Genomic DNA, 14,615 nt, shown 5'->3' with positions numbered 1-14,615 from the left:
CATAAACACAGGTTCTGATTGACGACGTTGAAGGCTGTATCGTCCCGCATCCGTTTTTTGCTGTTACTCCCCCTTTTTACGGCTGGAGCCGTTCATGGTGCGCCGAAATCCTTCGTGCAGCAGGCGCAAAATCCGTTTGATAACAACGGCGATAGTCTGCCGGATCTCGGCATGGCGCAACCGACCAGCGAAGGCGAAAAGCATCTGGCTGAAATGGCTAAGGCCTTCGGTGAAGCCAGTATGACCGATAACGGCCTGACGGCCGGGCAGCAGGCGCGACAGTTCGCGTTTGGCAAGGTGCGGGATGCCGTGAGCGGGGAAGTCAACGAGCAGATTGAATCCTGGCTTTCACCCTGGGGAAACGCCAACGTCAATGTGCTGGTGGATGACGACGGCAACTTTAACGGCAGCAGCGGAAGCTGGTTTATCCCCTGGAACGACAACACCCGCTATCTGAGCTGGAGCCAGCTTGGGCTGACGCAGCAGACAGACGGGCTGGTGAGTAACGTCGGGGCAGGTCAGCGCTGGGTTGCCGGAAACTGGCTGCTGGGCTACAACACTTTTTACGACAACCTGCTGGAAGACAACCTGCAACGTGCCGGGCTGGGCGCAGAGGCGTGGGGTGAAAACCTGCGCCTGTCGGCCAATTACTACCAGCCGTTCGCTGGCTGGCAGCCGCGTTCCGACATCCGCGAGCAGCGCATGGCGCGCGGATACGACGTAACGGCCAAAGCCTGGCTTCCCTGGTTTCACCACCTCAACACCAGCGTCAGCTTTGAACAGTATTTTGGCGATAACGTCGATCTGTTTAACAGCGGTACGGGGTATCACAACCCGGTTGCGGTCAACCTGGGGCTGAACTATACCCCCGTACCGCTGGTCACCCTGACGGCTGCCCATAAGCAGGGGGAGAGCGGCGTTAGCCAGAATAACCTCGGGCTGAAGCTCAACTATCGTTTTGGCGTGCCGCTGGCGAAACAGCTTTCCGCCGGGGAAGTGGCGGCGACGCGCTCGCTGCGGGGCAGCCGCTATGATTCACCCGATCGCGATAATCTGCCCGTGATGGAATTCCGTCAGCGCAAAACCCTCTCGGTATATCTGGCCACGCCGCCGTGGGATCTTAAGCCAGGCGAAACGGTGATGCTGAAGCTGCAAATTCGCAGCACGCACGGTATCCGGCAGATCCACTGGCTGGGTGATACCCAGGCGCTCAGCCTGACCTCACCGGCAAACGGCAACAGCAGCGATGGCTGGAGTGTGATCATGCCTGCATGGGATGATTCGGAAGGGGCGAAAAATACATGGCGGCTTACGGCCGTGGTGGAAGATAAGGATGGGCAGCGTGTCTCCTCCAATGAGATCACGCTTTCCGTGGTGCAACCGCTCGTCGCAATGCCTGCCGACGATCCACGGTGGAAGTTGCTGCCGGATGAGTAAGTTAAAAAATGCGCTCCTGATGCACCCAGACGGCGGCTTCGACGCGGGATTTTAACTTCATTTTTTTCAGCATGTGTTTGACATGCACTTTGACCGTGCTCTCGGTGATGTCCAGACGGCGGGCGATCATTTTGTTCGGCAGCCCTTGGGCAATCAGCTTCAGAATGTCACGCTCGCGCGGGGTCAACTGGCTGACGTCACGATCAGACGTGGCGCGGTTCGCACGCAGGCTGGCGGCCAGTACCGGCGTTAACGCTTCACTCAGCACCATCTCGCCTGCGGCAGCCTGTTGCAGCGCCTTGAGCAGATCTTCCGGCTCCATATCTTTCAGCAGATAGCCGTCTGCCCCTCGCTTGAGGGCGGTGACCACGTCTTCTTCATGGTTTGAGACGCTGAAGACCACCACCCGGCCAGAGAGGGATTTCTCCCGCAGCTTGTCGAGGGTTTCCAGGCCATTCATGCCCGGCATGTTGAGATCGAGCAAGATCAAATCAGGATCGAGCGATTCGGCAAGTTCAATACCCTGTTCGCCGTTACTGGCTTCCCCGACGACGGTGATATCTGGCGCCATGCTGACAAGCTGTTTAACGCCAGTGCGCAGCATCGGATGATCGTCAATCAACAGGATAGATGCCGGTTCCTGATTAGTCATGGTTTTCTCCTTGAGCAGTTATGAGGGGCTTTTCGGGTATAAAGGTGACCACAACTTCGGTGCCACCTGACTCTCCCCGGCGAACCTGGCAATCACCGCGCAGGCTTTGCGCGCGGTCTCGCATAATAATTAAACCATAGTGGTTCGTTCGTTCGGCATTTTCCGGCACGCCGCGGCCGTTATCCTGAACCCTGAGCTTCACCTGATTATCCTGGCAGCTGACGGTGACCGTGACGGCCGTCGCCTCGGCATGCTTGAGCACGTTGCTCAGGGCTTCGCGGGCAATTTGCAGCAAGTGGATCGCCTGGTGAGAGGGGACAAAACGCGGTGGCAGCTGGTAATCCAGCTTCACCGGGAAGCCCAGCCGGGCGCTAAACTCCTGACAGCTGGATTCCAGCGCAGGGCGCAGCCCCGGCTCGGTGAGCTGCAAACGGAAGGTGGTCAGCAGCTCGCGAAGCTGAACCCACGAGGTGTTAAGCTCGTTGCGGATCTGGCTGAGCAGCTGTTTGCTGCTCTCGGGCATGCCTTCGTCCTGCATTTGCAGGCAGCTCACCTGCATCTTCATGCAGGAGAGTGACTGGGCGATGGAGTCGTGCAGCTCGCGGGCGATGGTGGCACGCTCCTCCATCACGATCAGCTGCTGCTGTTTCTCCTGGTGGCGGTCGAGCGCCAGCGTGGCCGTGAGCTGCTCAACAAGCGTATCGACCAGCTGCTGCTGGTCGTGGCTCAGGTGACGTCCGGCGGGCAGGGTGGCCAGCAAAATACCGTACTGGGTATGGCTGTCCATCAGCCGCCACTTGAGGGTCGTGCCGCTGGTGGTAAGCGGCGGCAAGCCGCGCGGGCAAAGATGACACCCTTTATCGTCGCAGGAGATGTCCGACTGACAGGTAAATTCCTGATGGTTTTCCTCATCTTCAACGTCGTAAACCCGAAGCTCAAGATCGCGGAGCAGAGTCAGATTTTGCAGGCCGTTCAGTACCGGCGAGAGACGTTCGCAAAGCGGGACCTGCATATGCAGGCGACGGTTCGCCTGCCAGAGGAAAGAGAGGATCTCGTTTTTCTGCTCAAGCCCGGCGGTTTTCTCCTGGACGCGTTGTTCCAGTACCGCGTAGCTTTCTGATAGCTCTGCCGACATGGTGTTGAGCGCCTCGCCGAGCATCGCCATTTCGTTGCGCCCGCTGATGTGCGTGCGCTGGGTAAAATCGCGCTGTGTGACGGCGCGGGCCATCGCCAGGAGCTGTTTCCAGGGGTTAAGCAACCGCGCGCGTAGCCAGATAACCGTGAAAATCAGCAGCAAACCCATAAACAGCGCCATTGCGCGGTGAACCATCACCACACGGTCAATGCGTAACTCTGTGGTGCGATCGAATGAGGAGACAAGATGATCGATGCGTGACACAAACCCGGCGACGTCCCGGGCGACCGTTTCCCGGTCTTCCGCCCGCTTTAACCCAGGCTCCAGCTGGGTATGCCAGTAGCCCTGAAGCGCCTTAAGCTGAGATTGCTGACCGTCACGGATGGCGGCTCTTTCCAGTTCAGGGCTGAATGCGGTACGCTCCATTTCGTCGATAAGCGGTTGGTCAGCCTGCGTCAGCGGCACCGACGCCAGCAGCCGGTAACTCTGCATACGTAGCGAGCCTGCCTCGTTGATGGCATGCGCGTTACCCTGTACACCCTGTACCAGCCAGCCAGAAATAGCCATGCCGGTCACACCGATAGCGGTGGACAGCAGAACAATAAGCGCCAGCTGGTTAACCAGCGTCAGCGGAGATAAACATCTTTTTAACATAGAGTTGCCGGGCTCCTGACGTGACCTGATTGCAGGAATGGCGCTATTCTGGTGCATACCCTGGAGTATACCCATACCAATAAAGGATTACCTCTAAATTGCCAGAGGGGTAACGGTTAGTGGGTGGACGAAGCAGGGATGCGTCAGCACCGTGAAAAACCACACCTTTTTTACGTTTTGCATCTACTCATTAAGAGTGATGGCTTTTTTTTCGCCGCAAAACCTCCCACTTTTCCTTTGATTTATATCAACTTACCGCCGCTCTAAAGCCCTAATGTTTGCAGCATCATTCGAGAATCAGAGGTGTCTATGAGTCACTCTTCCGCTCCCGAAAGGGAAACTGGTGCCGTTATTACAGACTGGCGTCCAGAGGATCCGGCGTTCTGGCAACAGCGCGGCCATCGTGTAGCAAGTCGTAATCTGTGGATTTCCGTTCCATGTCTGTTACTGGCGTTTTGCGTCTGGATGTTGTTCAGTGCGGTTGCGGTTAACCTGCCAAAAGTGGGCTTTACCTTTACCACCGATCAGCTGTTTATGTTGACCGCGTTGCCGTCGCTTTCAGGCGCACTGCTGCGCGTTCCTTACGCGTTTATGGTGCCGGTCTTTGGTGGTCGTCGCTGGACGGCTTTCAGTACCGGGATCATGATCGTACCGTGCGTGTGGCTCGGTTTTGCGGTGCAGGATACCTCCACACCGTTTAGCGTATTCGTGATTATCTCTCTGCTGTGCGGTTTTGCGGGGGCGAACTTTGCGTCCAGTATGGCAAACATCAGCTTCTTCTTCCCGAAAGCGAAGCAGGGTGGTGCGCTGGGCATTAACGGCGGCCTCGGTAATATGGGCGTGAGCGTGATGCAGCTGATTGCCCCGCTGGCGATCTCTGTCTCCATCTTTGCGGCCTTTGGCGGCGGCGGTGTGACGCAGCCCGACGGTTCCGTGCTGTTCCTGCAAAACGCCTCCTGGATTTGGGTACCGTTCCTGGTGGTCTTTACCCTGGCGGCGTGGTTCTTCATGAACGATCTGTCCGCGTCCAAAGCGTCACTGAGCGAGCAGCTGCCAGTGCTGAAGCGTGGCCACCTGTGGGTGATGGCGCTGCTGTATCTGGCGACCTTCGGCTCGTTCATCGGTTTCTCCGCAGGCTTTGCCATGCTGTCTAAAACCCAGTTCCCGGACGTGCAGATCCTTCAGTTTGCCTTCTTCGGTCCGTTTATCGGCGCGCTGGCACGTTCGCTGGGCGGGATGATCTCCGACCGTCTGGGGGGAACGCGCGTTACGCTGGTGAACTTTGTTGTGATGGCCATCTTCTGTGCGCTGCTGTTCCTGACGCTGCCTGCGGGTGGTGAGGGGGGTAACTTCTTTGCCTTCTTCGGCGTCTTCATGGTGCTGTTCCTGACCGCCGGGCTGGGCAGTGCGTCTACTTTCCAGATGATCTCTGTCATCTTCCGCAAGCTGACCATGGACCGCGTGAAAGCGCAGGGCGGGAGCGACGAGCAGGCAATGCGTGAAGCCGCCACCGATACCGCTGCGGCGCTTGGGTTTATCTCTGCGATTGGCGCGATTGGCGGCTTCTTTATTCCAAAAGCGTTCGGTATCTCACTGGATCTGACCGGCTCTCCGGCGGGTGCGATGAAGGTATTCCTCGTCTTCTATATCGCCTGCGTGGTCATCACGTGGCTGGTATATGGCCGTAATACCAAGAAAAACAAGTAAGCTTGATTATCCGTTTGCGCGGCCTGAGTGCCGCGCTTTTTTTAAACACTGAATAGTTACAACATACTATCGACGTTACCCGTGATCACCCGCAGGTAACGCTGTGATCGCCATCGCTTTACAGGTGTGTCTACCCCTTAATACCTAAGATGTTAAATTTTGCCTCGACTATTGTACGATAAATAAAATATATCTATATAAATCATAAAGTTAAAAAATATTAACGGCTACCGCTTTGGTGGTATTTGATCTAATACCCCCCTTCAGAGACCCCCTTCGTCTTGATCGTTATCAATTCTCACCATCTTTCATAGCGTTACCTTCGCTGCAAATCAGCAATGTCGATTTAGAGAGCCACAGGCTCCACACAGGAGATACCCGATGAGCAAATTTTTGGACCGGTTTCGCTACTTCAAACAGAAGGGTGAAACTTTTGCCGATGGGCACGGCCAGGTTCTGGATACCAACCGGGACTGGGAAGACGGTTACCGTCAACGCTGGCAGCATGACAAAGTTGTCCGTTCTACCCACGGCGTAAACTGCACTGGCTCATGTAGCTGGAAGATTTTCGTTAAAAACGGTCTGGTGACCTGGGAAATGCAGCAGACCGATTATCCGCGTACCCGTCCGGATATGCCGAACCACGAGCCGCGCGGCTGCCCGCGTGGGGCCAGCTACTCCTGGTATCTCTACAGCGCCAACCGTCTGAAATACCCGCTGATGCGTAAACGCCTGATGAAAATGTGGCGTGAAGCGAAAGTGCAGCACAGCGATCCGGTTGATGCCTGGGCCTCCATTATTGAAGATGCCGACAAAGCGAAAAGCTTCAAACAGGCGCGTGGTCGCGGTGGTTTCGTTCGTTCTTCCTGGAAAGAGGTGAACGAGCTGATTGCGGCTTCTAACGTCTACACCGTGAAAACCTACGGTCCTGACCGTGTGGCAGGCTTCTCGCCAATCCCGGCGATGTCGATGGTCTCTTACGCCTCCGGCGCGCGCTACCTGTCACTCATCGGCGGTACCTGCCTGAGCTTCTACGACTGGTACTGCGACCTGCCGCCAGCGTCGCCTCAGACCTGGGGTGAGCAGACCGACGTGCCGGAGTCCGCTGACTGGTACAACTCCAGCTATATCATCGCCTGGGGCTCTAACGTTCCGCAGACCCGTACCCCGGATGCGCACTTCTTTACCGAAGTACGTTACAAAGGGACCAAAACCGTCGCCGTGACCCCGGACTACGCCGAAATCGCCAAACTGTGCGACCTGTGGCTGGCGCCGAAACAGGGTACCGATGCCGCAATGGCGCTGGCGATGGGCCACGTCATGCTGCGTGAATTCCACCTCGACAAGCCAAGCCAGTATTTCACCGATTACGTGCGTCGCTATACCGACATGCCAATGCTGGTGATGCTCGAAGAGCGTGACGGCTATTACGCCGCAGGCCGTATGCTGCGTGCCGCGGATCTGGTGGATGCGCTGGGTCAGGAAAACAACCCGGAGTGGAAAACGGTCGCCTGCAACAGCAACGGCGAGCTGGTGGCGCCAAACGGTTCTATCGGCTTCCGCTGGGGCGAAAAAGGCAAATGGAACCTGGAGCAGCGTAACGGCACCACGGGTGAGGAGACGGAGCTGCGTCTCAGCATGCTGGGCAGCCAGGACGAGATCGCCGATGTCGGCTTCCCGTACTTTGGTGGTGAAGGTTCCGAGCACTTCAACAAGGTTGAGTTGCAAAACGTTCTGATGCACAAGCTGCCGGTGAAGCGCCTGCAACTGGCGGACGGTTCTACTGCTCTGGTCACTACCGTCTACGATCTGACCATGGCGAACTACGGCCTGGAGCGCGGCCTGAACGACGAAAACTGCGCGACCAGCTATGATGACGTGAAGGCTTATACCCCAGCCTGGGCGGAGCAGATCACCGGTGTGCCACGCGCCCAGATCACCCGTATCGCCCGCGAATTTGCGGAAAACGCCGACAAAACCCACGGTCGCTCCATGATCATCGTCGGTGCCGGTCTGAACCACTGGTATCACCTCGATATGAACTATCGCGGCCTGATCAACATGCTGATCTTCTGCGGCTGCGTCGGGCAGAGCGGCGGCGGCTGGGCGCACTACGTGGGCCAGGAAAAACTGCGTCCGCAGACCGGCTGGCAACCGCTGGCGTTTGCCCTTGACTGGCAGCGTCCGGCTCGTCACATGAACAGCACCTCCTACTTCTATAACCACTCCAGCCAGTGGCGCTACGAGACGGTTACCGCCCAGGAACTGCTGTCGCCGATGGCGGATAAATCCCGCTACAGCGGCCACCTGATTGACTTCAACGTGCGCGCTGAGCGTATGGGCTGGCTGCCGTCTGCGCCGCAGCTGGGTACGAACCCGCTGCGTATTGCGGAAGCGGCGAAGAAAGCGGACATGTCACCGGTGGACTACACCGTTAAATCCCTCAAAGACGGCTCAATCCGCTTCGCGGCAGAACAGCCGGAGAACGGTAAAAACCATCCGCGTAACCTGTTCATCTGGCGCTCTAACCTGCTGGGTTCTTCCGGTAAAGGCCACGAGTACATGCTGAAATACCTGCTCGGTACCGAAAACGGTATTCAGGGTAAAGATCTCGGCAAGCAGGGCGGCGTAAAGCCGGAAGAGGTGGAGTGGAAAGACAACGGTCTCGACGGCAAGTTGGATCTGGTGGTGACGCTGGACTTCCGTCTGTCCAGTACCTGCCTGTACTCCGACATCGTGCTGCCTACTGCCACCTGGTACGAAAAAGACGATATGAATACGTCGGATATGCATCCGTTTATTCATCCGCTGTCTGCGGCCGTTGACCCGGCATGGGAATCAAAAAGCGACTGGGAAATCTACAAAGACATCGCGAAGAAATTCTCTGAAGTCTGTGTAGGGCACCTGGGCAAAGAGACCGACGTGGTGACGCTGCCAATCCAGCACGACTCCGCTGCCGAACTGGCGCAGCCGCTGGACGTGAAGGACTGGAAAAAAGGCGAGTGCGACCTGATCCCGGGCGTGACCGCGCCGCACATTATTCCGGTTGAACGCGATTACCCGGCAACCTACGAGCGCTTTACCTCTATCGGCCCGCTGATAGAGAAGATCGGTAACGGCGGTAAAGGCATCGCCTGGAACACCCAGAGCGAAATGGACCTGCTGCGCAAGCTCAATTACACCAAAGCAGACGGCCCGGCGAAAGGCCAGCCGATGCTGAACACGGCAATTGATGCGGCAGAGATGATCCTGACCCTGGCCCCGGAAACCAACGGCCACGTGGCGGTGAAAGCGTGGGCGGCCCTGAGCGAGTTTACCGGTCGTGACCACACGCACCTGGCGAAGAATAAAGAGGAAGAGAAAATCCGCTTCCGCGATATTCAGGCCCAGCCGCGCAAGATTATCTCCAGCCCGACCTGGTCTGGCCTCGAAGATGAACATGTGTCCTATAACGCCGGATACACCAACGTTCACGAGCTGATCCCATGGCGCACGCTTTCTGGCCGTCAGTCTCTGTATCAGGATCACCAGTGGATGCGTGACTTCGGTGAAAGCCTGCTGGTTTACCGTCCGCCAATCGACACCCGCTCCGTGAAAGCGGTGATGGGCGCGAAATCGAACGGTAACCCTGAGAAGGCGCTGAACTTCCTGACGCCGCACCAGAAGTGGGGTATCCACTCCACCTACAGCGACAACCTGCTGATGCTGACGCTGTCGCGCGGGGGGCCAATCGTCTGGATGAGCGAAGCGGACGCCAAAGATCTGGGTATCGAAGATAACGACTGGATCGAAGTGTTCAACAGCAACGGCGCCCTGACGGCACGTGCGGTGGTGAGCCAGCGTGTACCGGCCGGGATGACCATGATGTACCACGCGCAGGAACGTATCGTTAACCTGCCGGGGTCTGAGATCACCGAGCAGCGCGGCGGTATTCACAACTCCGTGACCCGTATTACGCCGAAGCCGACCCACATGATCGGTGGTTATGCCCAGCTGGCCTACGGCTTTAACTACTACGGCACCGTAGGATCGAACCGCGATGAGTTCGTGGTGGTACGTAAGATGAAGAATATTAACTGGTTAGATGGCGAAGGTAATGACCAGGTACAGGAGAGCGTAAAATGAAAATTCGTTCACAAGTCGGCATGGTGCTGAATCTGGATAAATGCATCGGCTGTCATACCTGCTCAGTCACCTGTAAAAACGTCTGGACCAGCCGTGAAGGTATGGAGTACGCCTGGTTCAACAACGTGGAAAGTAAGCCGGGCACCGGCTTCCCGACCGACTGGGAAAACCAGGAGAAGTGGAAGGGCGGCTGGATCCGTAAAATCAACGGCAAACTGCAACCGCGCATGGGTAACCGTGCCATGTTGTTGGGAAAAATCTTCGCTAACCCGCATCTGCCGGGCATTGATGATTACTACGAGCCGTTTGATTACGACTACCAGAATCTGCACAACGCGCCGGAAAGCAAACACCAGCCGATCGCCCGTCCTCGCTCGCTGATCACCGGCCAGCGCATGGACAAAATTACCAGCGGTCCAAACTGGGAAGAGATTCTGGGCGGCGAGTTTGAAAAACGCGCCAAAGACCAGAACTTCGAGAACATGCAGAAGGCGATGTACGGCCAGTTCGAAAACACCTTCATGATGTACCTGCCGCGCCTGTGCGAACACTGCCTTAACCCGGCGTGTGTGGCGACCTGCCCAAGCGGCGCCATCTACAAGCGTGAAGAAGATGGCATTGTGCTGATCGACCAGGACAAGTGCCGCGGCTGGCGTATGTGCATCACCGGCTGCCCGTACAAAAAAATCTACTTCAACTGGAAGAGCGGTAAGTCTGAGAAGTGCATCTTCTGCTACCCGCGTATCGAAGCCGGTATGCCGACAGTCTGCTCAGAAAGCTGCGTAGGTCGTATCCGCTACCTCGGCGTGCTGCTGTACGACGCGGACGCGATTGAAAATGCCGCAAGCACCGAGAACGAGAAAGATCTGTATCAGCGTCAGCTGGACGTCTTCCTCGATCCAAACGATCCGAAGGTTATTGAGCAGGCGCTGAAAGACGGTATTCCGCAGAGCGTGATTGACGCCGCACAGCAGTCCCCGGTGTACAAAATGGCGATGGACTGGAAGCTGGCCCTGCCGCTGCACCCGGAATACCGCACGCTGCCGATGGTCTGGTACGTGCCGCCACTGTCTCCGATTCAGTCTGCGGCGGACGCGGGTGAACTGGGCAGCAACGGCATTCTGCCGGACGTGGAAAGCCTGCGTATCCCGGTTCAGTATCTGGCCAACCTGCTCACCGCAGGGGATACCCAGCCGGTACTGCTCGCGCTGAAACGTATGCTGGCGATGCGTCACTTCAAACGTGCGGAAACCGTTGACGGCGTTAACGATACCCGCGCGCTGGAGGAGGTCGGCCTGACCGAGGCGCAGGCGCAGGAGATGTACCGCTATCTGGCAATCGCTAACTACGAAGATCGTTTCGTGGTGCCGAGCAGCCACCGTGAACTGGCTCGCGAGGCCTTCCCGGAGAAAAGTGGGTGTGGCTTTACCTTTGGCGACGGTTGCCACGGGTCAGACAGCAAATTCAACCTGTTCAACAGCCGCCGCATTGACGCGATGGATGTGACCAGCAAAACGGAGCCGCACCAATGATTGAACTCGTCATTGTTTCGCGTCTGCTCGAGTACCCTGATGCTGCGCTTGTGCAGCATCAACAGGAACTCTTTGATGCACTCGCGTCATCTGAAAACCTGGATAAAGAGGATGCCCAGAAGCTGGGCGTTTTCCTCCGCGATCTGCTGGCACGCGATCTTCTTGATGCGCAGGCGGACTACAGCCAGCTGTTTGACCGGGGCCGTGCCACGTCTCTGCTGCTGTTCGAACACGTTCACGGTGAATCCCGCGACCGTGGTCAGGCGATGGTGGATCTGATGGGCCAGTACGAGCAGCACGGTTTGCAACTCGACAGCCGCGAGCTGCCGGATCACCTGCCGCTGTATCTGGAATATCTGGCGCAGTTGCCGAAAGAGGAAGCGCTGGGCGGGTTGCAGAACATTGCTCCCATTCTGGCGTTGCTCGGCGCGCGTCTCCAGCAACGTGAGAGCAGCTATGCAGTCCTGTTCGATCTGCTGGTGAAACTGGCTAACGCCTCGGTTGACAGTCAAAAAGTGGCGGAAAAAATTGCGGATGAAGCCCGTGACGATACCCCACAAGCACTGGATGCCGTCTGGGAAGAAGAGCAGGTGAAATTCTTTGCTGACCAGAGCTGTGGCGAATCTGAAATCTCCGCGCATCAGCGTCGTTTTGCCGGAGCGGTGGCTCCGCAATATTTGAATATCTCTAACGGAGGACAGCACTAATGCACTTCCTGAATATGTTCTTCTTTGACATTTACCCGTATATCGCGGGCACCGTGTTCCTGGTGGGAAGCTGGCTGCGTTATGACTATGGCCAGTACACCTGGCGTGCTGCCTCCAGCCAGATGCTGGATCGTAAAGGGATGAACCTGGCGTCAAACCTGTTCCACATCGGGATTTTGGGAATTTTCGCCGGCCACTTCCTGGGGATGCTGACCCCGCACTGGATGTACGAAGCGTGGCTGCCGATTGACGTGAAGCAGAAGATGGCGATGATTGCCGGCGGCGCCTGTGGCGTGATGACCCTGGTGGGTGGTCTGCTGCTGCTGAAACGACGTCTGTTCAGCCCACGCGTGCGGGCTACCACGACCGGAGCGGACATCCTGATCCTCTCCCTGCTGATGGTGCAGTGTGCGCTTGGTCTGCTGACCATTCCATTCTCTGCGCAGCATATGGACGGCAGCGAGATGATGAAGCTGGTTGGATGGGCGCAGTCTGTCGTGACCTTCCGCGGGGGCGCTTCTGAGCATCTGGACGGCGTGGCGTTTATCTTCCGCGTTCACCTGGTGCTGGGTATGACCCTGTTTGTGCTGTTCCCATTCTCTCGCCTGGTGCACATCTGGAGTGCGCCGGTGGAGTACCTGACGCGCAAATATCAGGTTGTGCGTGCCCGTCGCTGATTCGCTGTATTAATACAACCCCGCATTTGCGGGGTTTTTTTTGTCCCCGATCCAGGGGGGCGTGCGGATGCCGGGTGGCGGCTGCGCCTTACCCGGCCTACAGACCCTATTCGTAGCCCCGGTAAGCGAAGCGCCACCGGGGAAAACAGGCAGGGAAGGATTACTCCCGGCATCGAGAAATATGGAGCATTGTGCTTGAGTGAGTGCTTAAGAATCTGGAAGTGATGGTGGTGGGGGAAGGATTCGAACCTTCGAAGTCGATGACGGCAGATTTACAGTCTGCTCCCTTTGGCCGCTCGGGAACCCCACCAGGGGTAATTCATATTTTGAGGTAAAGCTGGAGATGGTGGTGGGGGAAGGATTCGAACCTTCGAAGTCGATGACGGCAGATTTACAGTCTGCTCCCTTTGGCCGCTCGGGAACCCCACCACGGGGTAATGCTTTTAACTGGCCTGCTTCCTGTTGGAAGCGGGGCGCATCATATCAAATGAGACGCCCCTGTAAAGCATTCCTTTAGGAAAATGAAGCTGTTTGCCTGCTTTTTATTCGTAAAGGCGTAAAGCTAATCAATTCATTTTCCGAGGGATTAAAGAATAATCGTTCTGTTGCCGTACACAAAGACGCGCTGAGCAAGTACCTGATACAGCGCACGGCTCAGTACATTCTTCTCAACGTCACGGCCAGCACGCATCATATCTTCTGCTGTATAGGTGTGATCCACGTGAATCACGTCCTGCATGATGATTGGACCTTCGTCCAGATTGTCATTCACGTAGTGCGCGGTTGCGCCAATGATCTTCACCCCACGCTCGTATGCCTGGTGATACGGACGCGCGCCAATAAAGGCGGGCAGGAAGGAGTGGTGGATGTTGATAATCTTGTTCGGGAAGCGCGCCACGAAGGATGGCGTCAGCACGCGCATATATTTCGCCAGCACCACGTAGTCCGGGTTATGCGCTTCAATCGCAGCTGCCATCAGGTTGTCGTGCTCTTCACGGGTATGGCCTTCGTGACTGACCAGCTCAAACGGAATGTCAAAACGTTCAACCAGCGTACGCAGCGTCTCGTGGTTGCCAATGACGGCGGCAATTTCGACGTCCAGGCCACCGTAGTTGGCTTTCATCAGCAGATCGCCCAGGCAGTGTGCCTCTTTGGTGACCAGAATGACAATGCGGCGACGGCCCGCCGGGTTCAGCTCGCGCACCGAGCCTTCCGGCAGGGCGCTGTCCAGATCGGCAAGCAGGGTTGTGTCGTTGAAAATGCCTTCCAGTTCGGTACGCATAAAGAAGCGACCGGTACGGTGGTCAACGAACTCGTTGTTCTGCACGATATTCAGTTCATGCTTGTAGCAAATGTTGGTAATTCGTGCGATCAGCCCTTTTTGATCGGGACAGATAGTGCGCAGAACTTTACGTTGTAATGATTGCATCGCCGGGAAATCCTGTTTATGTATTTGCGAAGTCTGAGTTGTCAGGCATTACTGCCGCAACACTTTTTAAATTTTTTTCCTGAACCACAGGGGCAGGGATCGTTACGACCGAATTGCGGACGTGTGCCGTCAATATAATACCATTGCCCGCTGTCCTTTAAGAACCGTGAGCGTTCAATGATGGCGCCGGGCTTGTTTTGTTCGCTAAAGCGGGCGACAAAACTGACATAGCCCTCGTTGGCATCGCGGCCGGGAGCGGCTTCAAAGATGGTGAGGCCCAGCCAGACGGTGTTGGCAAATCCGGCTTCAATCTCTTGGCGAAAATCGGCAGCATGGCAGGACGGATGCCAGGTTTTAATCAGGTAGTCTGCGTTTTTGATCACAAAAGCAGTATACCGCGAGCGCATAAGGTGTGACGGCTCTGGTGCAACCTGCTCGCCAGAAAGATATCGCTGGCAACATAGGCTATACTCCAGAGCGCTACCACAGGGGCAGAGTTGAGACACGATTCTCTTCCTGGAACAAAAAATAAGGCGTTAAACGCTTAAGGTAGCAATATG

Annotated in this window: 10 protein-coding genes and 2 tRNA genes; 6 read left to right on the top strand and 6 right to left on the bottom strand. The window is 56.6% G+C overall.

The genetic code is table 11. The features are described from left to right. The first annotated feature begins 18 nt into the window (after positions 1 to 18). On the top strand, positions 19 to 1,437 hold the full coding sequence (locus tag SK50_RS14825; RefSeq protein ID WP_017384247.1) for a YchO/YchP family invasin: 1,419 nt from the start codon (positions 19 to 21) through the stop codon (positions 1,435 to 1,437). A gap of 1 nt (position 1,438) precedes the next feature. Here the strand turns inward: SK50_RS14825 and narL are convergent, their stop codons facing one another. Then, entirely contained in the window at positions 1,439 to 2,089 is a 651-nt protein-coding gene (narL, locus tag SK50_RS14820) for a two-component system response regulator NarL (protein WP_003856701.1), read from the bottom strand. After that, positions 2,082 to 3,878 carry a nitrate/nitrite two-component system sensor histidine kinase NarX gene (gene narX / locus SK50_RS14815; RefSeq protein WP_033486844.1) on the bottom strand — a complete coding sequence of 599 codons (1,797 nt, stop codon included), beginning with the start codon at positions 3,876 to 3,878 and terminating at the stop codon, positions 2,082 to 2,084. The genes narL and narX overlap by 8 nt, the downstream gene beginning before the upstream one ends. Positions 3,879 to 4,187: 309 nt before the next feature. Between narX and SK50_RS14810 the strand changes: the two genes are divergently transcribed. From SK50_RS14810 to narI, 5 genes are all read left to right on the top strand, one after another. Then, positions 4,188 to 5,585 carry a NarK family nitrate/nitrite MFS transporter gene (locus SK50_RS14810; protein WP_017384245.1) on the top strand — a complete coding sequence of 466 codons (1,398 nt, stop codon included), beginning with the start codon at positions 4,188 to 4,190 and terminating at the stop codon, positions 5,583 to 5,585. Positions 5,586 to 5,966: 381 nt separating this feature from the next. Further along, a complete protein-coding gene (locus tag SK50_RS14805) occupies positions 5,967 to 9,710 on the top strand; it encodes a nitrate reductase subunit alpha (protein WP_048229608.1) in 3,744 nt (1,247 codons plus the stop codon). Further along, positions 9,707 to 11,242, top strand: coding sequence for a nitrate reductase subunit beta (narH, locus tag SK50_RS14800; protein WP_017384243.1), 1,536 nt, complete (start codon positions 9,707 to 9,709; stop codon positions 11,240 to 11,242). The genes SK50_RS14805 and narH overlap by 4 nt, the downstream gene beginning before the upstream one ends. Continuing rightward, the gene (gene narJ / locus SK50_RS14795) at positions 11,239 to 11,949 is read left to right on the top strand and encodes a nitrate reductase molybdenum cofactor assembly chaperone (protein ID WP_048229606.1); all 711 of its coding nucleotides are present in this window, start codon (positions 11,239 to 11,241) and stop codon (positions 11,947 to 11,949) included. The genes narH and narJ overlap by 4 nt, the downstream gene beginning before the upstream one ends. After that, a complete protein-coding gene (gene narI, locus SK50_RS14790) occupies positions 11,949 to 12,626 on the top strand; it encodes a respiratory nitrate reductase subunit gamma (RefSeq protein WP_017384241.1) in 678 nt (225 codons plus the stop codon). Before narJ ends, narI begins: the two co-directional genes overlap by 1 nt. A 225-nt stretch (positions 12,627 to 12,851) precedes the next feature. Here the strand turns inward: narI and SK50_RS14785 are convergent. From SK50_RS14785 to SK50_RS14770, 4 genes are all read right to left on the bottom strand, one after another. Then, positions 12,852 to 12,936: transfer RNA gene (locus SK50_RS14785), tRNA-Tyr, on the bottom strand. A gap of 34 nt (positions 12,937 to 12,970) precedes the next feature. Further along, a tRNA-Tyr gene (locus SK50_RS14780) sits at positions 12,971 to 13,055 on the bottom strand. A 157-nt stretch (positions 13,056 to 13,212) separates the two neighbouring features. Further along, positions 13,213 to 14,055, bottom strand: a complete 843-nt coding sequence (gene purU, locus SK50_RS14775) for a formyltetrahydrofolate deformylase (protein WP_003856715.1) — start codon at positions 14,053 to 14,055, stop codon at positions 13,213 to 13,215. Between the two features lie 41 nt (positions 14,056 to 14,096). Continuing rightward, a complete protein-coding gene (locus SK50_RS14770; protein WP_032104495.1) occupies positions 14,097 to 14,561 on the bottom strand; it encodes a YchJ family protein in 465 nt (154 codons plus the stop codon). Positions 14,562 to 14,615: the final 54 nt, after the last annotated feature.

Source organism: Enterobacter sp. BWH64 (genome assembly GCF_001037645.1).
Classification (GTDB): domain Bacteria; phylum Pseudomonadota; class Gammaproteobacteria; order Enterobacterales; family Enterobacteriaceae; genus Enterobacter; species Enterobacter hormaechei_C.
Note: the sequence above shows the minus strand (reverse complement) of the source record. Positions and strands in the feature narration are given on the sequence as shown.

Bases quoted from the DNA above. Each gene is read 5' to 3' on its own strand.
- narL (WP_003856701.1), bottom strand. From the start codon at position 2,089: ATGACTAATCAGGAACCGGCATCTATCCTGTTGATTGACGATCATCCG.
- narI (WP_017384241.1), top strand. From the start codon at position 11,949: ATGCACTTCCTGAATATGTTCTTCTTTGACATTTACCCGTATATCGCG.
- narX (WP_033486844.1), bottom strand. From the start codon at position 3,878: ATGTTAAAAAGATGTTTATCTCCGCTGACGCTGGTTAACCAGCTGGCG.
- purU (WP_003856715.1), bottom strand. From the start codon at position 14,055: ATGCAATCATTACAACGTAAAGTTCTGCGCACTATCTGTCCCGATCAA.
- narH (WP_017384243.1), top strand. From the start codon at position 9,707: ATGAAAATTCGTTCACAAGTCGGCATGGTGCTGAATCTGGATAAATGC.
- SK50_RS14810 (WP_017384245.1), top strand. From the start codon at position 4,188: ATGAGTCACTCTTCCGCTCCCGAAAGGGAAACTGGTGCCGTTATTACA.
- SK50_RS14805 (WP_048229608.1), top strand. From the start codon at position 5,967: ATGAGCAAATTTTTGGACCGGTTTCGCTACTTCAAACAGAAGGGTGAA.
- narJ (WP_048229606.1), top strand. From the start codon at position 11,239: ATGATTGAACTCGTCATTGTTTCGCGTCTGCTCGAGTACCCTGATGCT.